The sequence below is a fragment of the Polynucleobacter sp. UB-Tiil-W10 genome (genome assembly GCF_018881605.1).
GTDB lineage: Bacteria > Pseudomonadota > Gammaproteobacteria > Burkholderiales > Burkholderiaceae > Polynucleobacter.
This window is the reverse complement of sequence record NZ_JACVPZ010000001.1, coordinates 251,956-272,982: the sequence shown is the minus strand read 5'-3', so window position 1 is coordinate 272,982 and position 21,027 is coordinate 251,956. Positions and strand designations below refer to the sequence as shown.

Here is a 21,027-nt window from a genome sequence, read left to right as displayed (position 1 = left end):
AGCGTTCTAACTATAGAAAGATTTACTTGATGGCGCGATAACCAATATCTTTACGATATTGCATGCCATCGAACTGAATGTGGTTGATGACTTCATACGCTTTATGTTGGGCGCCACGAACAGTGTCCGCCAGTCCAACAACGCACATTACTCGTCCACCAGAAGTCACCAACTTCCCATCTTGTAATTTCGTACCGGCATGGAAGGTGATTTGATCTTCGGTATCAGCCGGGATGCCGGTAATGACATCGCCAGCGCGAGGGGTATCAGGATAGTTATGGGCCGCAAGTACAACGCCGAGCGCTGTGCGACGATCCCATTCCAATTCAACCTCATTTAATGTGCCATCCACCGCATGATCAAGTGCATTCACGAGATCGCTGCGTAAGCGAGCCATGATCGGTTGTGTTTCTGGATCGCCCATACGGCAGTTAAATTCTAAAGTTTTAATCTTGCCATCAGGGGTGATCATCAAACCCGCATATAAAAAGCCGGTGTAGGGAATGCCGTCTGCCTGCATGCCTTTAACGGTTGGCATGATAACTTCTCGTAATGCGCGCGCATGAATTTCTGGTGTAACTACAGGAGCGGGGGAGTAAGCACCCATGCCGCCTGTGTTTGGTCCCTGGTCTGCATCAAGCAAGCGCTTGTGATCTTGGCTAGTAGCTAGGGCAAGCACATTTTTACCATCTACCAAAACAATAAAACTCGCCTCTTCGCCGGTCAGGAATTCTTCAATCACAACGCGTGCGCCTGCGTTACCTAATTTATTGTCAGCCAGCATCATATCTACGGCTGCATGAGCTTCCTCTAGATTCATGGCGACTACAACACCTTTACCAGCGGCAAGGCCATCAGCCTTAATCACAATCGGCGCGCCTTTTGCATCGATATAAGCATGCGCCTCCAATGCGGAAGAGAAAGTTTGGTAATCCGCAGTGGGAATGCCATGACGCTTCATAAAGGCTTTAGAGAAGTCTTTAGAAGACTCTAATTGAGCAGCTAACTGAGTTGGCCCAAAAATACGTAAGCCATTGTTACGGAATACATCTACGATGCCGGCGGCAAGAGGAGCCTCAGGACCGACAACGGTGAGGTGAATCTTCTCGCGCTTTGCAAAGTCTGCTAACTCTTGTAAACCGGTGATCGGCAAGTTCTCAATGCCTGCTGCAACTTGCTTGGCGGTAGCCGTACCACCGTTGCCTGGGGCAACATAAACCGTTTGGACTTGCGGGGATTGAGCCAACTTCCAGGCCAAAGCATGTTCGCGACCACCAGAACCGATGAGTAGAATTTTCATAACGATAGTTTGTCTGTATTAGTAGGTATTAATAAGATAATTTTTTATATATACAGCGGTAATTAAAGAGCAGCATTCGTAAATACTTCTTGAACGTCATCCAAGTTCTCAAGGGCATCTAATAGCTTTTGCATACTTTCTGCTTGATCGCCTTCTAAGGCAATCTCGGTCTCGGGTCGCATGGCGACGGTTGCAAGTTCTGGTTTGAGGCCGGCCTTGCTAATAGCGTCTTGAACTTTAGAAAAATCAGGCACAGGAGATAACACTTCGAATGAACCGTCATCATGAGCAATCACATCATCGGCACCAGCATCTAACGCTACTTCCATGAGTTGATCTTCACTGGATCCAGGCGCGAATAACATTTGGCCGCAGTGCTTGAATAAGAAAGCAACTGAACCTTCGGCGCCCATATTGCCACCATTCTTATTAAAAGCATGGCGAACTTCTGCAACAGTGCGCGTACGGTTGTCGGTTAAGCAATCCACAATGATGGCAGCACCATTAATGCCATAACCTTCGTAACGAATCTCTTCGTAGTTCACACCCTCAAGTGAGCCGGTGCCGCGCTGAATAGCTCTTTGTACGTTATCGTTCGGCATATTAGAGTCTTTGGCCTTATCAATTGCCAAGCGTAAACGCGGATTTGTAGCAATGTCGCCGCCGCCTAACTTGGCAGCTACGGTAATTTCTTTAATGAGTTTGGTCCAAATCTTGCCGCGTTTTTCGTCCTGACGACCTTTGCGGTGCTGAATATTGGCCCATTTCGAATGGCCGGCCATACGGGTAAGTCCTTTTATTAATTTGGCTAGAAGACCTCATTTTAAGGGGTTCTAGACCCAAGGTAGAGGGTATCTGACCATTTTTTGTTACACTCTCATGTCTTAGCAGTAACAAAGTAGCAAAGTAAGCAGAATTTCCACTGCAAACACCTGCCTCGGTGATGGAATTGGTAGACGTGCCGGACTCAAAATCCGGTGCCGCAAGGCGTGGCGGTTCGAGTCCGCCCCGAGGCACCATCATCTAACTGCTCATACGCAGTCTCTGACACCCCATTGACGATAGAAATCTGAGAAACCGATAGGGTTCTAAAGTATTTTGAGCGCCACTTGCTTGGTTGCAAAGCTAAAACTGAGAAGCTCGTAGTCCCATTGATATTGGCTTACCGCCTCTTGGAAAGCTTTAAATTCATCATCTTTCCAGGATTTGTAGCCAATGTATTCATCAAAAACGATGACAGTACCCGAGACAATTTGCGGACCAAGCAAATCAAAAATAGTCTTTGTAGAACTGTAGAGATCGCAATCGATATTCATGAATCGAATGGGTCCGCTATTTGCATTTATAAACTTTGGAATAGTGTCCTCAAACCACCCTTGATGCAAAGTGACATTGCTTGGCACATCTGGCAGCTCACCATTGGCACTGTAGCTTCCGCTAGGCTCGTCATTCCAGTTTTCTGGAATACCTTCAAAACTATCAAAGCCATGAACTTCTGTGGCTACGATAGAAGCAATATTGCGAATGGATTTACCGTTGTAAACCCCAAACTCTAAAACTAAGCCCTCAAGTTCAGCATGTGTAAGCGCCAGATCAATTGTTTTGGTATTGGTGCTCAGTAGAAGTGCTGATCGATGCTGCCTCTTCAGGTATTCCCAGGATTCAAGTTCAGCCTGAACTTGCTTGTTGTCTGAGAGACTGCGTAAGCTTGGGGATGGTTGGTTATTTGGATCAAGATATTCTTGCAACATTCCAAGGAAAAATTGGTATACAGGGTTTGCTGGATTTAAATTGCAAACTTTTTCTAATGCTGTAATGGCCGCATCCGTTTTGCCGAGATCAAGTAAAGCCGTATGGCTATTAAACAACGGCTCTTCAAAGCTAGGGTCACAGATAGTAGCTTGGTTATAGGCGTCTAAGGCTTCTTCGATTGCGCCAATCTCTGTCAGTGCCACACCTAAGCTATTCCAAGCGCTGGCATTATTTTTCTGTAGATCTAAAGATTGTTTAAGCCAGCTTTGCGCCTCTTGAGGCTTCATCGATTTGAGAAACAACGACCCAATGTTGTAATGCACTAATGCAGAAAGTGGGTCGAGTTGCAAAGCCTTTTTATATAAAGCGTAAGCCTCTTGAAAATGATTCTGCTTCGTCAAATTATTTGCCAAATTAACAATAGGCTCAATTTGATTGGGATCTATCGCAGAGGCTTGTATGTAGAGCTTATTTGCAATCTCAAGCTCCCCTAATTTGGAATAACAGATTCCAAGTTGAAGGCAGATCATTGCGTGAGCAGGGTTGAGGTGATGCGCCTGACTGAAGAGTTGGGCTGCTCGACTAAAGTCGCCTTGCGCTTGTGCAATGGAGCCGCTCAGGCACAAAGTCTGAAGATGATGTGGGTCTTGGCTCAGAATTGATAGGTAGAGCGCATTTGCTTGTTGTAGCTCGCCCTGTTGGTGCAGCGCAATGGCTTGAGAAAGCAAGCTTGAGTCGATCATATTTATTTGATTTGTATTTTGCGATGCTTAGATTTCGTAAGTCTCTGATTCATTATTCATTGCTTGCTCAACGATCTTTTTCGTCAGCGTTGGTGAGAAGAGCTCAATAAAGGTATACACAAAAGAACGTAAGTAAGCCCCTTGTTTTACGCCTAGATGCGTCACATTATTTCCGAATAGATGCCCCGCAGGAATCACTTTGAGATTGCGATCTCTATCAGGATCATAAGCATGGCCAGCAACAATACCAATTCCCATACCTGTTTCTACATAAGTCTTAATGACATCGGCATCAATGGCCTCCAAAATAATATCTGGGGTGATATTTCTTTGGGCGAAGGCAGCATCAATCTTGCTACGACCTGCGAATGCTTTGTCATAAGTAATGATTGGATACTTGGCAATTTCTTCGAGGGTAAGTGTTGCTTGATTTAGAAGTGGATGGCTGAGCGGTACCATCAACACATGGTGCCATTGATAGCCAGGCAATGCGAGCACACCTGGCGTATTTGCGATACCTTCTGTAGCAATCGCAATATCAGCGCGATCATGCGTGAGTAATTCAGCGATTTGGCCGGGGCTGCCTTGCTGAATACTGACCTTCACCTTCGGAAAGCGTTTAGTAAATTCAGTCAGTACTTTTGGTAAGGCGTAGCGTGCTTGCGTATGGGTGGTGGCAATCACAAAGCTACCTTGATCTTGGCTGGCAAAATCTTTCCCTACCCTTTTCAGTGTCTCTACTTCATCTAGGATGCGCTCAATCGAGCTCAAAATACGTTTGCCTGGCTCCGTCATGGAGCGAATGCGTTTGCCGTGACGACGAAAGATCTCCACGCCCAATTCATCTTCCAATTCAATGATTGCCTTAGATACCCCTGGTTGGGAGGTGAAGAGGGCCTTTGCAGCGGTCGTTAAGTTGAAGTTTTGCCTAACCGCTTCCCGCACAAAACGGAATTGATGAAGATTCATAAGGATTCCTATCTATATATCAACAATGATATAGGAATAAGATTCTAAATGATTTTTTGCTATTAAGCCTTAGAAACCCAGCGTAACCCGAACAGCGCCAATAGGAAATACAACAGTGGCGGGGTGAGTGCGGTAAGAAGTGCAGGCCAGGACCCTAATATGCCTACATTGGAGAACAGTGAGTTGAATAGTTGAAAACTCATGCCTAGCATGATGCCCCCAAATACTTTAATGCCAACACTGCCCGCACGTACCTTTAGGTAAGCAAAGGGAAGGGCCAGAGTTAGCATCACAAAAATCGTAAAGGGGTAGATCACTTTTTTCCAAAAGGCGATGGAGTGTCGTTGCGCATCTTGCTTGTTATCGCGCAGATGAGATATGAAGCGACCCAAACTCATGATCGACATTTTTTCCGGGCTAATTAAGAGGACGCTCAGGATTTGCGGAGTAACTTCAGATTCTAGAGTCACAATCGGGTGTGTAAAAGTTTGCGCAGAAAAAACTGGGTTCAAAGGATCGGAGCTCTTGGTTTCTTTGAAGCGGGTCTCTGTTACATCATTGAGAACCCAGATTCCGGTCTTATCAAATTGACCAGAAGCTGCGTTGCGAATAGATAAGAGGTGATAAGTATCATTAAACTCATACATGTGGATATCGCGAATTTCATTGTCTTTATCAACCTTGCCAACGTTGACATAGCGTACCCCGGGGCGAACAGGACCGCTGCCGTCTTCATCACGTAAACGATCTTTTACCCAGACGCCAGTTCTAAATTGAGATGAGTAGGCTGATCCCATGGCTTTCATGCGGATCTGATCCGACTTGGCTTCAGTGTATGGGCCCACCCATTCGCTCATGATGAGTGTGAGCGCAATTAAGGGTAGTGATATTTTGGCAAGCGTAATTAATCCACGTCTTACGTCTAGACCAGCGATACGCAAAATAGTAAATTCGGATTGACTGGCAAGCATGGCAAATACATAGATACTGCCGATCAAGCCTGCAATGGGGATGATTTCTGAAATTCGACTTGGTGCCTTTAAGAGGACATGAAGCAGTGCCAAAGGAAGTGTGTAGGCGCCTTGTACAGAGCCCAGCTCACTCAAAATATCAAAAAATAAAAACAAGGCAACCAAAGCAAATAAGATAAATCCAAAAGCAGCATAAATCTGCTTGGCTAAATAGCGCTCATAAATGAAGGGGAAGAGCAATTTCATTTGGCGGCCATAGAAGCAGGTAATTGACGACGCCACCACTTTAAGGATGGGTTGATGCGATTACGGATTAGGGCCGTGGCAATCAAAAGAGCAAATAAATGAATTGGCCAGATGGCAACAAAAACACTCACCTTACCTTGAGAAACAAAATTCTGTGTCAGGTTAAGTAAGTTGCTATAGATTAAATAAATGAGTACCGCATAGAACATGGCCGTGTAGTTGCCAAGACGCGGGTTGACGTAAGCAAGCGGTATGGCAATCAATACCAAACCTAAGGCCATTAATGGTAGGCCAATACGCCAGAGCAATTCAGCGCGATTAGGATTAATGGTTACAGGATTGGGATCGTTTAGAAGTTCTGTAATCGTCTTCTCGCGATCACGCGGCGCAGGGGCTAAGGCATCTTTACTGCGGATTTTAGTGCTGTATTCGTTAAATTCTAAGATCCTAAAATCGGGCTGTGTGGGTTGCCCCTCATAGCGCCTGCCATTGTGAAGAACAATGGATTTTTCGCCACCTTCAGCATTTTGAATAAAGCCGGTTGAAGAAACTGCAATGCTAAGGCGGCCATTCTTAGAGTCGGCAACAAAGATATTTTTGACTTCGCTTTTATTAACATCAAGCTCTTCAATAAAAAAGACTCGATCTGCTTTTGCGGACTCCTTGAATTGCCCAGCGCTGACCATAGATACATCATCACGTTGTTGAAAGCGTTGACTAATTAAAGTCGACTCACGGTTGGCCCATGGCCAGACAAAAAGCGCTAGCAAGGCGATGACGATGATGAGCGGTGTAGCAAATTGCAAGATAGGGCGAATGAGATTGGTAATGCTTAAGCCGCTTGCAAACCAAACGATCATTTCTGAATCTTTGTACCAACGCACCAAAACAATGAGGGTGGCGACAAACAAGGAAACTGTCAAAAGAACCGCAAGATACCCCAAGGTGGCCAAGGCTATTAAAACGAGCGCATCTTCTGGATTCACTGCGCCATTGGCGGCATAACCCAAAATTCGGATCACCAAGGTGGTCACCATGATGGTGACTAAGACCAAAAAGACCCCGCCAGTCGTAAAACTGAGTTCGCGGCGAAGGGCCTGGTTAAAAATCATGAGATGTAAGGGTCTGGGTTTATGAAGTTATGAATGGTTGCAAATGGCTTATATTGCTAGTGATAGGGGAAGTTAATCTCATGTCGGAGGATAATGGATAAACGTCCCAAATTAGCAATTACCACCCCTTTGCATCGACCAAAATACCGTAATAGATTATGACAATTCAATTTAGCACCAAGATTTTCCCTCAAGCCGACCTTCAGAGCCCAAAACTCCAGAAATCTAGCCTTAAATCTCTCCTTGGCCATAGTGCTGACTGTTTGGTTTTGGGGTATTCCAAAGCTGACTTGGATAGCTTCTCACGCGCTAAGGCCGCCAAAGCAAAAACGGGATATTTGCCAGAGCTCGATCTCTTGCTCGGGGGTTCGGTAACTCACGCCAATATTGTTGGAGATTTAGATTCCAAGCAGGCCTCAGCGTGCATGTTGAGAGCAGAAAAATCGTGGGCTGCAAATGGGGTAAAAGCAAAACGGGTATTGCTCATCAGTTTGGGCGACTTACATCTTGCTAGTGAGCGTAGCCTTACTACGTATTCCAAAGTTGCTCGGTCTGCCCTGAAGGAACTCAGCGGCGGATCAATTGAAAGCGCTCTCTGGTTTACTCCAAGTTTTGCGCTCGCCCACAAGGCGGAATTTATTGCTGAAGAAGTTCGTCTCACTATTCAATATGCTGGCGATCAAGCTTACCGTTTTGGCGTACGTCAGCCTGCCATGAAATTTAAGGCTAAAGATAAAGCAGACACCTTTAAAAACTTGGTATTTGCCGGTAACAATGATTGCTCAACAGAGCTGAAGTCTGCTGTAGAGCAGGGCGTATCTATGGTTGAAGGAATGAACTTAGCAAAGGATCTTGGCAATCTTCCGCCCAACATTTGCACTCCAACCTATTTAGGTAAGGCTGCCCAAGGCCTTAGTAAAAAAACTAGCCTCAAAGTTGAAGTGCTAGGACGCAAGCAAATCGAGGCTTTAGGGATGGGTTCATTCTTATCTGTTGCTAAAGGATCTGACACGCCGCCACAATTTATTGTGATGCGCCATCAAGGTGGTAAAGCGGGTGAAGCACCGATTGTCTTGGTTGGTAAAGGCATTACTTTCGACACTGGCGGTATTTCACTGAAGCCAGGTGAGGCGATGGATGAAATGAAGTACGACATGTGCGGCGCAGCTTCCGTCATTGGCACGATGTATGCGGTTGCCCTAATGAAGCTGAATAAGAACGTCATTGGGGTTATTCCAACCTGTGAAAATATGCCATCAGGTCAAGCCACTCGTCCTGGCGATATTGTCAAGAGCATGTCTGGGCAAACCATTGAGATTCTCAACACCGATGCAGAAGGCCGACTCATTCTTTGTGATGCGCTCACTTATGTGGAGCGTTTTAAGCCTGCAGCAGTTATTGATATCGCTACTTTGACTGGCGCATGCGTGATTGCCTTGGGTCATGTACATAGCGGTTTATTTTCTGAAGATGAGAACTTGGTAAGTGAGCTTACTAAAGCAGGCCATGCTTCTTTGGACACAGTTTGGCGTTTACCTTTAGATGCTGCTTATCATGAGCAACTTAAATCCAACTTTGCAGATGTTGCCAATATTGGCGGACGTCCAGCTGGTAGTGTCACAGCAGCTTGCTTCTTATCACGCTTTACTGAGAAATATAAATGGGCTCACTTAGATATTGCTGGAACTGCATGGAAGAGCGGAGTTGCCAAAGGCTCTACTGGTCGTCCTGTGCCACTCTTGGTGAACTTCTTGCTTGAGCGTAAGTAATAGGCGCCCACTCAGACCACCGGATAAAGATTGAATGGCTCGAATTGATTTCCATAGCAATGTGAGTGACAAGCTGGAATATGCTTGTCGCCTCACGCGCAAAATTTGGAGCGCTACCCCAGAAGGTGAGCCCGTTCGAAATATTGTGATGGTGGGAGAAAAAGTTGATCTGCAAAAGTTAAACGAACTTCTTTGGTCATTTAGTAGCACTGATTTTTTACCGCACTGTTTTATTGATGATGAAGTAGCAGCAGAAACTCCCATTGTCCTAACGGATGACTTTGCCTCTTCGGTCTTAAATAGCATCCCCCATGCTGATGTCATGATTCATTTGGGAATGCGCATGCCCTCAGATGTGCCTGCTCTAGTTGCGCGCTTCCCCAGAATTGTGGAGGTGGTTACGGTAAACGAGGCTGAGCGTCTGGCTGGGCGCGAGCGTTATAAGGCTTATCGAGAGTTGGGTCATGAGTTGCATAACTTTGATCAATCCAAAAGCTAATATCCATGTTGATTCATCCTCAGTTTGACCCTGCAGTAATTCGGATTGGTTCATTTGCAGTTCATTGGTATGGTTTGATGTACCTAATGGCCTTTGCCCAATTCTTGCTTTTAGGACGCTTACGCATTCGATCCCCGCGCTATCAAGCATTAGGTTGGACTTATAAGGATCTCGAGGACCTACTTTTTGCTGGTGTTCTCGGGGTAGTGCTTGGCGGTCGCTTGGGTTACACCCTCTTTTATATGCCTGGTTTTTATTTGTCTCATCCTTTGAGTATTTTCAAAATTTGGGAAGGTGGCATGTCTTTCCATGGTGGTTTACTGGGCGTTCTCGTTGCGCTGTATTGGTTTGCTAAAAAACGCAAGACCACTTTTTTTGTGGTGAGTGATTTGGTGGCACCACTTGTTCCTTTTGGTTTGGCATTTGGGCGACTGGGGAACTTTATTAATGGCGAGCTATGGGGCAGGCCTACTGATTTGCCTTGGGCCATGGTCTTTCCATTGGTAGATTCAGTGCCACGTCACCCATCACAGATTTACCAACTGCTTGGTGAGGGTGTCCTTCTAGGTATTGCTTTGTGGATATATGCAGGCAAGCCTAGAAAAGTTGGTCAAGTATCTGGATTCTTCTTATTGGGTTACGGCATTTGTCGTTTTTTAGCTGAATACGCACGTGAACCAGATTCTTTCTTGGGCCTTCTAGGTCTTGGGTTATCTATGGGTCAGTGGTTATGTGTACCGATGATATTGTTCGGTATCTACCTGATGACAGCATTTAAATCTAAGAGTACTTAAAGAGTACTTCATAAGCTAATTAGCGACTCTATGCTCAATGAAGAACTGACGCTACGAAAGTTAGAAATCCTGTGTTCTTTTGTGCGCACTGGAAGTCTTTCCAAAACAGCAGAAGAATTGCATTTAAGCTCAGTCAGCATTCATAAAGCCTTACATTCTCTGGAGTCAGGAATTGGTTGCCCTCTCTTTGTAAAAGAAGGGCGGCAACTAAAAGCTTTACCAGCCGCCATTTACTTGGCAGAGGCTAGTGCAGATTTATTAGCGGATGTAGATCGTATCCTCAAAAAGACGCGAGCTAAATCAGGGGTTGAGATTGGGCAAATCCGCTTAGGCTCGATGTACTCTTTAACTGCCAATATCATTCCGCGGATCATTATGGGCACCAAAATCCGCAGGCCTGACTTAGATATTGATTTATATCTGGGATCTAATGAGGACTTGATGAAGAGGCTCAGCGAGGGAAATGTAGACGCAGTAGTCATGGCAGTTCCCACAAGAGATCTCCCGGAGGGCGTCCAGGTAGTCCCTCTTTTTGAGGACCAGTTGTTTTTAGCCTCTTCAAAAAACAATAAGCCAGATGAAGCCAATATTGATTTATCCCAATACCAAAATGAGAAATTTTTGACCCTGCAAGATGGTTTTGCCACCACTTCAGGGTTTTATGAGGCTTTCCAGTTGGCTGGATTTAGCCCCAATGTTGTAATGAAGGTGGGGGATATCTTTTCCCTCATGAATATGGTCTCAGGTGACCTGGGGAGATCTTTGCTGCCTGGCCGGGTGATGGCTTTGATGGGCGATGCCATTGAATTTACCCCCTTATTGCCAAAATATCAGGTGACTCAACATATTGGCTTAATGTACCTCCAGGCTAATGAATCTAACCCCAATATCCTCGCTCTAGCAGCTGAAACCCGCATGTTGCATCGCAATACTACTTACGCAGTCTTAGGTAAGTGAGTTCAATAATTAACTTAAAGTTAATGAAACTACACTTTAATTAATTGATTTGGTATTTACTCGGCTTTACATTAGATTTCAATCCTTCTCCCTTTGGGATGAATTCTTTGAGAGATCTACATGCTTGAAAAGCTAGCAAAAGCCCGTTACTTTTCCCGTGTTACAGGCGCGGTCAATCGACTCATTTCTGAGCGTGGTGAATCGAATGCAGTCAGCATGGCAGACGATGTAATTCACAACTACCGCAAACTCTCTAAGGATCAGCATTCTAAATTTTTCAATTTTCTATTTGAAAAACTCAATCCTGATGCAGCTGCAGTTATGTCTGCCGCACAAAATTTTTCAGCAGAAGCAAGTGCGCGCAATTACATTAAATTACAACGCGTAACTGAACCGCCGAGGCAAGAACTGTTTCGTCGACTTAATCGCGCAACTAATGGAACTGCTGCGCTGGTAGGTATGCGTCGCGATCTTTTGCAATTGCTCGAAAAGCAGCCCGAATTAACTGCCGTTGATTTTGACTTACGTCACCTCTTGTCTTCTTGGTTTAACCCGGGATTTTTAAAGATGCATCGGGTGGATTGGAAGTCGCCTGCCGAGGTTTTGGAAAAACTGATTCAGCATGAGGCTGTGCATGCAATTGATGGCTGGGATGACCTGCGCCGCCGCTTGCAGCCTGATCGTAGATGTTTTGCGTTTTTTCATCCACAACTTCCAAATGAGCCTTTGATTTTCGTTGAAGTAGCGCTTTTGCCAGAAATCCCCGCTGTAATTACTCCTTTGGTGGATAAGAAGGCAGAGACAGTTCATCAAACTTCACAATATAAAGTGGCTGCTTTTTATTCCATTAGTAATTGCGAGCCAGGCTTGCGAGGTGTTTCAATGGGTAACTTCCTGATTAAGCGAGTTGCCGAACAGTTGCATGCAGAGTTTCCTAGTCTCAAAACCTTCGTAACGCTTTCACCAATTCCAGGCTTCATTGACTGGGTCGCTGCTGGTGCAGATATTGGTGGAGAAAAGACGGGCACTCAACTCAAGCCTGCAGTCCGCACTGCCCGTGAACAATCCTTGGAGGTCCTTGGATTGGCGAAACGTTCGTGGACCGAGCGCTTAAGTTCTGGCTGGCACCCTGACAACGCTACCGAAAAAGAAAAGACGGCGTTAATGTGCTTGGCTAGTATTTATCTGGGGTTAGGCTCTGCTGGTCGTAATGGCAACCCGGTTGCTAAGTTTCACTTGGGCAACGGCGCCAAGCTTCATCAAATTAACTGGGCTGGAGACCTCTCTCGCAAGGGTTTAAGGCAGTCAGCCTGCCTGATGGTCAATTATTTATATGATCTTTCTTCTGTTGAGGAAAACCATGAGCGCTTTACTCAGGGAGAAATTGATTATTCACGAGCTGTTGGCCGATTAATGCAGGCCTAGAAATATATTTAGGAGGAGAGGCTCTAAAAGCAGAATTCAGAGAATATTCGCTTTAGAGTATGTGGCAAGGAAGCAGACACTAAGATCTGACCGTATTATGCAGTCTATAAAACACTACTAGGAGAACAATATGAGCAATGAATTGAAAGCTGGATCTAATAAGCCAAATGCTTTGCGTCGCCAATTATTGGCAGGATCTGCAGCGTTGCCCTTAGCTGGCATCGTGGGCTTTAGCCCTGCATCGAACGCTCAAGGCGCAACTAAAACTTTGAACATCTCTCATCAGTTTCCTGGTGGAACTATTCAGGCAGGTGATTTCCGTGACCGTCTTTGCCGCAAATTTGCCGAGTCTGTTGAAAAGCGCACCAAAGGTGCATTGAAGTTTCAGGTTTACCCAGGCTCATCATTGATGAAAACGAATGCGCAGTTCAGCGCAATGCGAAAGGGTGCTTTAGACATCTCATTATTCCCATTGCCATATGCAGGCGGTGAAGTACCAGAGGTCAATATCGGCTTAATGCCAGCTTTGGTAACAAGTTATGAGCAGGCTGCTAAATGGAAGACTGCGGAAGTGGGCAAGATGCTCACCAAAACTTTAGAAGACAAAGGTATTGTGCTCTTGAGTTGGGTCTGGCAAGCAGGTGGTGTTGCCAGTAGAAACAAGTCAATTATTCTTCCAGAGGATGTTAAAGGGATGAAGATTCGCGGTGGTAGTCGTGAATTTGACTTGATGCTCAAGGCAGCAGGGGCTTCAGTTATTTCATTGCCTTCTAACGAAATCTACGCCGCCATGCAAACTGGCGCAATGGATGCAGCTTACACATCTTCTACAAGCTTTATGTCATTCAAGCTTGAAGAGTTGGCAAAAGCATTTACTAGTGCACGCCAAAAATCTTATTGGTTCATGCTTGAGCCGTTGATGATGTCTAAGCAAATCTTTGATGCACTACCAAAAGATCAGCGTGATGCCCTCATGGCAGCTGGCGCCGAAATGGAAAAGTTTGGGCTTGAAGCCGCCAAGGAAGATGACAAAACTGCAGCCTTAGCTTATGCAAGAGCGGGTAGTAAGGTCACCGACGTTGATGCAGCGATTGTGGACAAGTGGAAGGCGGTTGCTCGCGATAGCGCCTGGAAAGATTATGCAGAAAAGAATGAAAGCTGCGCAGCATTGCTAAAAGCAGCAGAAAAAGTGACCTAAATCATGACTCAACTCTTGCAAGCGACCGACCGCTTAATGTCGGGAATTAATAAGTTCATGGTGCTATTTGGCTCCTTGGCATTGGTGGCGGCTTCAGTAATTTTGAGTTACAGCGTTGCCTCACGCGCATTTTTTGGGGCTACGACGGATTGGCAAGATGAAGCTGCAGTATTTTGCTTGGTAGGCGCAACATTTTTATGTGGTGCTTACGTACAACAAATTCGCGGACATGTTGGGATCTCTGCTGTTTCTACGATGTTGCCCAAAACAGTCAATCAAATCAGGGTTCTATTAATTGATATTGCTTCTTGCGCTTTCTGTGCTTTTTTTGCATGGAAGTCATGGACTCTGTTTCATGAGGCGTGGGTAGACGGTCAAGTGACTTCATCTTCATGGGCTCCACCGCTGTGGATTCCATACATCATGATGTCCATTGGTATGACTTTATTGGCAGTTCAGATTTTGCTCCAAGCGTTTGGAGATGTAGTTAATCCAGGCGAAGGGGAATAAGCATGTCAATCACGACATTAGGATTATTGTTTGCAGCGGTCACGTTGCTGGTTATGTTTTCAGGGATGCCCATCTCTTTTGCGTTGGGCTCGGTAGCCGTTGTATTTATGGTGTTTTTTATGCCTGCATCCTCCTTGGATACAGTGACTCAAAACGTCTATGAAGAAATGGCCAGCATTACCTTGCTCTCGATCCCGCTCTTTATCTTAAAAGGGGCGGCGATCGGACGGTCACGTGCCGGCCAAGATTTATACGAGGCTTTGCATGTTTGGTTGGGCAAAGTTCCGGGTGGACTCGGTGTTGCTAACGTATTGGCTTGTGCTTTGTTTGCTGCTATGGCGGGCTCAAGCCCAGCAACTTGCTCTGCAATCGGAAGTGCCGGTATTCCAGAAATGCGTAAGCGTGGTTACTCTCCGGGCTTAGCGGCTGGCATTATTGCTGCCGGTGGAACCTTGGGCATCCTGTTACCCCCTTCGATCACCATGATTTTGTATTCGGTTGCGGCGGAGCAGTCGCTGGGACGTTTGTTCCTGGCAGGTATCGGCCCTGGCTTGATGTTGGTTGTATTCTTCTCGATCTACACAGTTTATAAATTCCGCAAGGAATACAACCTGGCTTTAGAGGCAGTTAAAGTTGGCGCCCCACGCCAACCAATTCTCGAGCGTCAAACCTACACTATGCAGCAGAAGATGAGTTCACTGCCGCGAGTGTTGCCTTTCTTGGTTTTATTGCTAGGTGTAATGATTGCGCTTTACGGTGGCTATGCCACTCCATCAGAAACAGCAGGCCTTGGCGCCATTTTGGCATTCGCTTTGATTGCCATTATTTATAAGATGTGGCGCATTAAAGATTTGTCGCCGTTGCTCAATGCCACCATCAAAGAATCAACGATGCTGATGTTCATCATTGGTATGTCACTCTTGTTCTCAAACGTGATGAGCCATTTGCATTTAAGTCAATCAGCTGCGCAAGCTATTGTTGATCTAGGCTTTGGTCGTTGGGGATTGTTGGCCGCTATTCTGGTCTTGGTAGTCATTCTCGGTTTTTTCTTGCCCCCTGTTTCGATCATCTTGATGACAGCGCCGATTTTCTTGCCGCCATTAAGAGCTGCTGGATTCGATTTGGTTTGGTTTGGAGTGGTAATGACTATTGTTATGGAGACAGGCTTGATTCACCCTCCGGTGGGTCTAAATATCTTTGTGATCAAGAACATTGCACCCGATATTTCTCTCAATGAAATTATTTGGGGAGTATTCCCATTTGTGATCATCATGATTTTCTCTGTTGTGGTGCTCTGTTTTGTGCCAGAAATTGCTACAGGATTATCGGATTTGGTAATGGGTGCGGCCAAGGTACATTGATTGCAGTATTAATAAAAATATTAGCCTTATAGGAACTTTCATGAATTTGTACTCGGTATTGGAAAAAGGTTTTCCAAAAGATAAAAAAGCGTGCGCTCTCGAGACGCATGATGGTCTTTATTACTCCTGGGGTGACCTAGAAGCTGCAACAGCTAAGCTTTCTAATTTACTTGCCAGTCTTAAGCTTCCAAAAGGAGCCAGGGTTGCAGTACAAGTTGAAAAATCTCCTGAAGCGCTTTTTCTTTATCTAGCCACCATTCGTGCAGGATATGTATATTTGCCACTCAATACCGCTTATCAATCTGCCGAAATCCAGTACTTTTTAGAAAATGCAGAGCCAGCAGTGGTTGTGTGTAGTAGCAAGAATCTCTCCTGGGTTTCTGCAGTAGCTTCCAAGGCAGGCACAAAGTATGTCTTTACCTTGGATGAAAACCGCACAGGCACTTTATTGGATTCTGCAAGCGGTCTGAGCGATAAATTTAAGACCGTCCCCGCTAAAGACGATGACCTTGCAGCAATTTTGTATACCTCTGGTACTACCGGTCGCAGCAAGGGTGCAATGCTGACTCATAAAAACTTGGGCAGCAATGCGCAAGTGTTGCAAAAGTTTTGGGGTTGGAAAAAAGGCGACGTCCTGTTGCATGCTTTGCCAATATTCCACGTTCACGGTTTATTTGTAGCTGCACATGGTGCGTTGATTAACGGCAGCAAAATGATTTGGTTGCCGCGTTTAGATACAGCGCAGCTTCTCAAGCATATGCCACAGTCCACAGTGATGATGGGTGTACCTACATTCTATGTACGCTTATTGGCTGATAAAGGATTTACCAAAAAAGTGGCAAGCAATATGCGCTTGTTTATTTCCGGATCAGCTCCTTTGTTAACCGAAACATTTAATACCTTTAAAGATGTTATTGGCCAGCCGATTCTTGAGCGTTATGGCATGAGTGAGACGGTGATGTTGGTTTCCAATCCTTACAAAGGCAAGCGTGTAGGTGGCTCTGTTGGCCTGCCACTGCCTGGCGTTAAGGTGCGTGTAGTTGATGAAGATAACAAGCCATGCAAAGTCAATGAAATTGGCAGCATTCAGGTCAAAGGTCCGAATATATTTGCAGGCTACTGGCGCATGCCTGAGAAGACTGCCGAAGAATTTACAAAAGACGGTTGGTTTAAAACTGGCGACGTCGGTCGTTGGGGTGGGGATGCCAATGGCGGCAAGGCTCCCAATGATTACTTATGCATCGTTGGCCGTAGCAAGGATTTAATTATCTCGGGTGGCTACAACGTTTATCCAAAAGAAATCGAAAGTTTTATCGATGACATGCCTGGTGTGGATGAGAGTGCCGTGATTGGTATTCCGCATCCTGACTTTGGTGAGGCGGTTATGGCGGTAGTAGTGCCAAAGGCCGGAGCCAAGTTAAATGCAGAGGCGATGATCGCTACTTTGAAAACACAGATTGCGAACTTTAAGATTCCTAAGCGTGTCGAGATTGTTGCCGATTTACCTCGTAATGCTATGGGTAAGGTGCAAAAGAATATTTTGCGTCAGCAGTACACTGCCTAGTTAAAAACCAAATGCCTTGCGGCTTTCATTAAACATGAAGGCTGCAAGGAAAAAAAGCAGGATGCCAAAAACGCGTTTGAGTTGTGCGATATCCAGTTTTCTGGCCATCTTGGCACCCAAGGGTGCTGTAAAGATGCTCACCGTCACAATGCAAGCAACCGCTGGTAGATAAACAAACCCTAAGGAACCTGCTGGTAGATTGGGGTTACCCCAACTGCCATACATGTAGCCAATCGTAGCTGCGGCAGCAATTGGAAAGCCTAAGCCCGACGAGGTAGCCATTGCTGTGTGAGGTTTAACATTGCACCAAAGCATAAATGGCACGGTAATAAAAGCTCCGCCTGCTCCGACTAAACTGGCCAGCGCCCCCGCAAATGTTCCAAAAGAAAATAATCCAACTGCGTTTGGTAAATCTCTGCCTGCCTTGGGTTTCTTATTGAGCAGCATCTGAATTGATGTGTAGACAATAAAAACGGCAAAGAAGAGTGACAACCAGGAAGTCTTTAGTGCTTCGAATAATTCACTGCCACCAATCAGTCCGCCAAAAACCATTCCTGGACTTAAGGATGCAACTAGCTTCCAATCAATTGAGCCGTGTTTGTGGTGGGCCCAAATTGCAGAGGTCGTAGTAAATAAAATCGTGGCCATTCCCGTGGCAATCGCCATATGAACGATTACGTCTTGACTAAAGCCAAGATGGTTAAACACCAGAATCATGAAGGGAACCAAGATCATCCCGCCACCAATACCCAGCAGTCCAGCCAAGTAGCCAGAGATGGCGCCGCACAACATCAACATCAAGATATCGCTTAGTAACATGAATTCCCCGCCTTAGCCGCTAGGCCGTCATCCTGAACCCTAAGGTTCAAGGTGGAACGGCTACTCTGCTTCGGGTGCATTAAGAGGTTCAGGGAGTGACCAAGTCTAAGTTGGCACTGTGAACTTGCAAAACGCTCACGCCCGCAAGGTAAAGATCGTTCCGGATGCTTGCGCATCGGTTCAAGGAACTATTGGCCTTGGCGAACCAGGCAGGGAAAGGGTTTGCATCAAGGCATCTACTTGATCCTCTAGAGCGTGAATTTCACTCTGTAGACGAGTGACTTCATCGGAGCTCATATTGGATGAAGCACCTTGTTGCGATTGATTTTTTTGCAAGGTAATAAGGTCGCCTGCAATTTTGAGTGCTGCCATCATGCTAGCGCGCTCAATGCTGCGATTGCCGCCACTGATAGCAAGTTGAATCTGTTCGTCAACCAAGACGCAGGCTGCCCTTAATAACGGCTCATGCTCAGCACTGGTTGCTAAGGTGATTTTTTGGCCGGCGATACTGACTTCAATGCGTTGTTGGCTCATTATCATCCTCTGGATTATTTGGCGGAACGACTTCGCCAAGTAGATTTAGTTGGCGACCATCACTCTGTTCTGGCAGACGACTCAAGATGCGCTGAATACGCTTTTGCGCATCTTCAATCTTATTTTCTTGTAATGCACGATCTTGTGCAAGATTTTTTACGGCGTCCTGAATCAAGGAAATTTTTACTGAAACGCGCTTAATAGAAGTGCTCAAGACGTTCAATCCTGATGCATCAGATTCTTGGGAAAAGGAGGTTTGCTCACTCATACAGCCATTGTAGCCTCAGGCTTAGCCTAGGCGCTAGACTGCTGGTCTAGATCCTCAAATATCCATTATTAGATCTAAACCCGGCGAGTAAACCCCGCGCAAACTAGTTAAAGTTGTACTTGAGGGATGCGAAAACCGATCTGGGTTCACTGGGGTAGTAAAAGTGTGTTCCGGAAAAGGAACTGACCCCTCCATAGCTTGAGTATTGCGCATTACCAACGTTCTTAACCGTCAGTCGACCTTCGATACCTTTGAACTTGTAAGAGGTAAAGATATCGCCGATTACATAAGCCGGCATAGTCGGGGCTGCACTGTAATTATTAGGCCCAGTATCGTAGTGTTGGTTAGCAACATAGTTGACAACACCACCAACTGACCAATTACTTGTGATTAGGTAGTTTGCTCTAGCGTTAAGTAAGGTATCTGGAACTATCGGGATGGTATTGCCTGAATAGGGCCCATTCGCATAATATGACTTTTGGTATTTTCCTCCAGCAGCAATGAAGAGCGACGGGGAAATATTGGATGAGATGTCAAACAAAATTCCACCACGATTGGTTTGGTAAATGGAGTTGTAGTTGTAGCCGGTAGAGGGGTTATAGCTAATCTCATTTAGTGTCATCGATTTAAAAATTGATGAGGTAATCTTTGACTTCCAAACCGACCAGCTACCACCCATTTCATAAGTTTGAGTTGTTTGGGGGTGCAGTATTCCATTGAAGACAGCTTCATAGGCCCCATCGGGGTTATATCCAAACCCCCAATATTCATCGATGTTTGGGAACCTAAAAGACTGATTCCACTTTACGTACACCCGTTGTCCGGGTAGGTAGTTTGCATTTAAGGCAAGGTCTCCTGCGTTAGCCGCAAATTGTTGAGAATTATTCACCGTTCCATTCGCTGCGGAGATCGAGGTGTTTGTAGTTGACGCCTGTTGTACTTGGCGTCGAAATCCTCCACTCGCTTCAAATACTTTACCTAATGGAATTTTTTGGATCACATAGACTGAATTATTAACTTGAGAGGCATTTTGTGAATCATGGGTCAAGTTGTTGTAATAGTAGCCGCTTGCCTGATTAGCAAGGATGATGCCTTGCGATAGGGGGCTATAAGCATTACTGCCCGCTTGATTGGCTTTGGAAAAGTCATACCCAATAATGGTTGTTCCTATTCCTGCAAAATTTGCTTTAACGCGAGGAGAGATAGCCAACTGCCAGCCCTGCAACTTACTATTCATTGCACTGCCAGCATAACCATATGAATAATCATTTGGATCGAGAGAAACGAAATAATCAGCTTGAGGCGTGTAATAGAAGGAGGTCTTATTGTTGTAAGAAGTATCGACCTCAAATACGTAATTTTCATTCAGGTTCTTTGTTAAGCCCTGTCTAAAACCGGAATTATTAGTGGTTAGATTATTGCCCGCATTTTGAGGGCGAACAGAAAGTGGGTTACCTGAACCAACCAGACCCACAACAGGGCTTGCTAATTGAGAATTGGTATATCCGTAATAGCCGTCGACAAATACTCGATCGCCACCACCTAAATCCTGTGAAATTTTTGCATCGACTGAGTAGGCGTTTGCTGCTGTATTTGGCCTCCAACCATTGGTGTTAGAAGTATTCGCACTCAGTTGGTAAGTTGTCTTTTCAACTGTATTTCTGAAAATTGCATTATTAATGGATGTGCCCCAGGTGCCATAGCTTGCCGAGACTTGGTTAATATTTTTCTTCCCACCGTTGGTAATGATATTGATCACTCCACCAACTGCACCGTTTCCATATTGGACACTGGCACCCCCTTGAAGGATTTCAATGCGCTCAATTGAGTCTATTGGGATGGTTGACCAGTCAACATTTCCAGAATCAATGGGATTAATTCTGATGCCATCAACTAATACGGCGGTTGTGCTGTTGCCCGTTGGCCCAAATCCCCCAATGTCAACTGATGCATCTAGATTCAGGGCGCTGGAATTTAAGCCGCTGACTCTTAAGCCGCCAATTTGGGATAACACCTGAGGAATTGTGTTGGAGCTTGAATTTTCTATTTCTTCGCGAGTAATGATGTTTACATTCGCGGGCACCTCATTGAGATTTTCTTCAAAGCGTGAGCCGGTAACAATGACTGTGTTTTGGTTGCTTTGCGCAAAGACTGCAGGGGTAAGGTATAGCGTGAAAAGCGTGCCGCAAACGAGGGCGATCCTCTTCTGTTTTAACTGCTGCTTCATGATTCACTT

18 protein-coding genes, 1 tRNA gene, 1 other RNA gene and 1 pseudogene are annotated in these 21,027 nt (G+C 45.5%); 10 read left to right on the top strand and 11 right to left on the bottom strand.

The window, feature by feature from the left end:
- Window positions 1-22 precede the first annotated feature (22 nt).
- Window positions 23-1,300 carry a phosphoribosylamine--glycine ligase gene (gene purD / locus ICN33_RS01270; protein WP_216193806.1) on the bottom strand — a complete coding sequence of 426 codons (1,278 nt, stop codon included), beginning with the start codon at window positions 1,298-1,300 and terminating at the stop codon, window positions 23-25.
- 62 nt (window positions 1,301-1,362) lie between these two features.
- Window positions 1,363-2,082: a YebC/PmpR family DNA-binding transcriptional regulator gene (locus tag ICN33_RS01265; RefSeq protein ID WP_216193804.1), complete on the bottom strand. Its 720-nt coding sequence runs from the start codon at window positions 2,080-2,082 to the stop codon at window positions 1,363-1,365.
- Window positions 2,083-2,234: 152 nt separating this feature from the next.
- On the opposite strand from ICN33_RS01265, the gene ICN33_RS01260 reads away from it, so the two are divergent.
- Window positions 2,235-2,319 (top strand) — tRNA-Leu (locus ICN33_RS01260).
- A gap of 69 nt (window positions 2,320-2,388) precedes the next feature.
- Here the strand turns inward: ICN33_RS01260 and ICN33_RS01255 are convergent.
- The 4 genes from ICN33_RS01255 to lptF form a co-directional block, all read right to left on the bottom strand.
- The gene (locus tag ICN33_RS01255) at window positions 2,389-3,795 is read right to left on the bottom strand and encodes a tetratricopeptide repeat protein (protein ID WP_216193802.1); all 1,407 of its coding nucleotides are present in this window, start codon (window positions 3,793-3,795) and stop codon (window positions 2,389-2,391) included.
- A gap of 27 nt (window positions 3,796-3,822) precedes the next feature.
- Complete coding sequence (locus tag ICN33_RS01250) at window positions 3,823-4,764, bottom strand: CysB family HTH-type transcriptional regulator (RefSeq protein WP_216193800.1); 942 nt, start codon at window positions 4,762-4,764, stop codon at window positions 3,823-3,825.
- A 62-nt stretch (window positions 4,765-4,826) separates the two neighbouring features.
- Window positions 4,827-5,981: an LPS export ABC transporter permease LptG gene (lptG, locus tag ICN33_RS01245; protein WP_216193798.1), complete on the bottom strand. Its 1,155-nt coding sequence runs from the start codon at window positions 5,979-5,981 to the stop codon at window positions 4,827-4,829.
- On the bottom strand, window positions 5,978-7,093 hold the full coding sequence (lptF, locus tag ICN33_RS01240; RefSeq protein WP_216193795.1) for an LPS export ABC transporter permease LptF: 1,116 nt from the start codon (window positions 7,091-7,093) through the stop codon (window positions 5,978-5,980). Before lptF ends, lptG begins: the two co-directional genes overlap by 4 nt.
- Window positions 7,094-7,257: 164 nt before the next feature.
- On the opposite strand from lptF, the gene ICN33_RS01235 reads away from it, so the two are divergent.
- The 9 genes from ICN33_RS01235 (at window position 7,258) to ICN33_RS01195 (ending at window position 17,170) form a co-directional block, all read left to right on the top strand.
- A complete protein-coding gene (locus ICN33_RS01235) occupies window positions 7,258-8,862 on the top strand; it encodes a leucyl aminopeptidase (protein WP_370623245.1) in 1,605 nt (534 codons plus the stop codon).
- A 34-nt stretch (window positions 8,863-8,896) separates the two neighbouring features.
- A complete protein-coding gene (locus ICN33_RS01230) occupies window positions 8,897-9,361 on the top strand; it encodes a DNA polymerase III subunit chi (protein WP_216193790.1) in 465 nt (154 codons plus the stop codon).
- A gap of 5 nt (window positions 9,362-9,366) precedes the next feature.
- Window positions 9,367-10,155 carry a prolipoprotein diacylglyceryl transferase gene (lgt, locus tag ICN33_RS01225; RefSeq protein WP_216193789.1) on the top strand — a complete coding sequence of 263 codons (789 nt, stop codon included), beginning with the start codon at window positions 9,367-9,369 and terminating at the stop codon, window positions 10,153-10,155.
- A 30-nt stretch (window positions 10,156-10,185) separates the two neighbouring features.
- A complete protein-coding gene (locus ICN33_RS01220; protein ID WP_216193787.1) occupies window positions 10,186-11,112 on the top strand; it encodes a LysR substrate-binding domain-containing protein in 927 nt (308 codons plus the stop codon).
- Window positions 11,113-11,232: 120 nt separating this feature from the next.
- Window positions 11,233-12,537, top strand: a complete 1,305-nt coding sequence (locus ICN33_RS01215) for a malonyl-CoA decarboxylase domain-containing protein (protein WP_216193785.1) — start codon at window positions 11,233-11,235, stop codon at window positions 12,535-12,537.
- 130 nt (window positions 12,538-12,667) lie between these two features.
- Window positions 12,668-13,735 (top strand): TRAP transporter substrate-binding protein DctP, encoded by a 1,068-nt coding sequence (gene dctP / locus ICN33_RS01210; RefSeq protein WP_216193783.1) that lies wholly within the window; start codon window positions 12,668-12,670, stop codon window positions 13,733-13,735.
- Window positions 13,736-13,738: 3 nt separating this feature from the next.
- Window positions 13,739-14,245: a TRAP transporter small permease gene (locus ICN33_RS01205; protein WP_216193781.1), complete on the top strand. Its 507-nt coding sequence runs from the start codon at window positions 13,739-13,741 to the stop codon at window positions 14,243-14,245.
- Window positions 14,246-14,247: 2 nt separating this feature from the next.
- A complete protein-coding gene (locus ICN33_RS01200; protein ID WP_216193779.1) occupies window positions 14,248-15,606 on the top strand; it encodes a TRAP transporter large permease in 1,359 nt (452 codons plus the stop codon).
- Window positions 15,607-15,646: 40 nt separating this feature from the next.
- Window positions 15,647-17,170 carry a malonyl-CoA synthase gene (locus ICN33_RS01195; protein ID WP_216193777.1) on the top strand — a complete coding sequence of 508 codons (1,524 nt, stop codon included), beginning with the start codon at window positions 15,647-15,649 and terminating at the stop codon, window positions 17,168-17,170.
- Here the strand turns inward: ICN33_RS01195 and ICN33_RS01190 are convergent, their stop codons facing one another.
- The 5 genes and pseudogenes from ICN33_RS01190 to ICN33_RS01170 form a co-directional block, all read right to left on the bottom strand.
- Window positions 17,171-17,989 carry a sulfite exporter TauE/SafE family protein gene (locus ICN33_RS01190; RefSeq protein ID WP_216193775.1) on the bottom strand — a complete coding sequence of 273 codons (819 nt, stop codon included), beginning with the start codon at window positions 17,987-17,989 and terminating at the stop codon, window positions 17,171-17,173. It abuts the gene before it with no gap.
- Window positions 17,990-18,208: non-coding RNA, 6S RNA (gene ssrS, locus ICN33_RS01185), on the bottom strand.
- Between the two features lie 99 nt (window positions 18,209-18,307).
- Window positions 18,308-18,523: pseudogene (locus tag ICN33_RS10460) on the bottom strand (cell division protein ZapA); the annotation flags it as partial.
- Complete coding sequence (locus ICN33_RS01175) at window positions 18,504-18,791, bottom strand: hypothetical protein (protein ID WP_216193773.1); 288 nt, start codon at window positions 18,789-18,791, stop codon at window positions 18,504-18,506. The gene ICN33_RS01175 and the pseudogene ICN33_RS10460, both read right to left, overlap by 20 nt.
- Window positions 18,792-18,894: 103 nt before the next feature.
- Window positions 18,895-21,018, bottom strand: coding sequence for a TonB-dependent receptor (locus tag ICN33_RS01170; protein ID WP_216193770.1), 2,124 nt, complete (start codon window positions 21,016-21,018; stop codon window positions 18,895-18,897).
- Window positions 21,019-21,027 lie beyond the last annotated feature (9 nt).

What these genes read in the sequence shown, in the direction of transcription:
- ICN33_RS01250 (WP_216193800.1), bottom strand. Translation starts at nt 4,764, where the DNA reads ATGAATCTTCATCAATTCCGTTTTGTGCGGGAAGCGGTTAGGCAAAAC.
- lgt (WP_216193789.1), top strand. Translation starts at nt 9,367, where the DNA reads ATGTTGATTCATCCTCAGTTTGACCCTGCAGTAATTCGGATTGGTTCA.
- ICN33_RS01190 (WP_216193775.1), bottom strand. Translation starts at nt 17,989, where the DNA reads ATGTTACTAAGCGATATCTTGATGTTGATGTTGTGCGGCGCCATCTCT.
- ICN33_RS01255 (WP_216193802.1), bottom strand. Translation starts at nt 3,795, where the DNA reads ATGATCGACTCAAGCTTGCTTTCTCAAGCCATTGCGCTGCACCAACAG.
- ICN33_RS01215 (WP_216193785.1), top strand. Translation starts at nt 11,233, where the DNA reads ATGCTTGAAAAGCTAGCAAAAGCCCGTTACTTTTCCCGTGTTACAGGC.
- ICN33_RS01220 (WP_216193787.1), top strand. Translation starts at nt 10,186, where the DNA reads ATGCTCAATGAAGAACTGACGCTACGAAAGTTAGAAATCCTGTGTTCT.
- ICN33_RS01175 (WP_216193773.1), bottom strand. Translation starts at nt 18,791, where the DNA reads ATGAGTGAGCAAACCTCCTTTTCCCAAGAATCTGATGCATCAGGATTG.
- purD (WP_216193806.1), bottom strand. Translation starts at nt 1,300, where the DNA reads ATGAAAATTCTACTCATCGGTTCTGGTGGTCGCGAACATGCTTTGGCC.
- ICN33_RS01200 (WP_216193779.1), top strand. Translation starts at nt 14,248, where the DNA reads ATGTCAATCACGACATTAGGATTATTGTTTGCAGCGGTCACGTTGCTG.
- ICN33_RS01170 (WP_216193770.1), bottom strand. Translation starts at nt 21,018, where the DNA reads ATGAAGCAGCAGTTAAAACAGAAGAGGATCGCCCTCGTTTGCGGCACG.
- lptF (WP_216193795.1), bottom strand. Translation starts at nt 7,093, where the DNA reads ATGATTTTTAACCAGGCCCTTCGCCGCGAACTCAGTTTTACGACTGGC.
- dctP (WP_216193783.1), top strand. Translation starts at nt 12,668, where the DNA reads ATGAGCAATGAATTGAAAGCTGGATCTAATAAGCCAAATGCTTTGCGT.
- lptG (WP_216193798.1), bottom strand. Translation starts at nt 5,981, where the DNA reads ATGAAATTGCTCTTCCCCTTCATTTATGAGCGCTATTTAGCCAAGCAG.
- ICN33_RS01195 (WP_216193777.1), top strand. Translation starts at nt 15,647, where the DNA reads ATGAATTTGTACTCGGTATTGGAAAAAGGTTTTCCAAAAGATAAAAAA.
- ICN33_RS01205 (WP_216193781.1), top strand. Translation starts at nt 13,739, where the DNA reads ATGACTCAACTCTTGCAAGCGACCGACCGCTTAATGTCGGGAATTAAT.
- ICN33_RS01230 (WP_216193790.1), top strand. Translation starts at nt 8,897, where the DNA reads ATGGCTCGAATTGATTTCCATAGCAATGTGAGTGACAAGCTGGAATAT.
- ICN33_RS01265 (WP_216193804.1), bottom strand. Translation starts at nt 2,082, where the DNA reads ATGGCCGGCCATTCGAAATGGGCCAATATTCAGCACCGCAAAGGTCGT.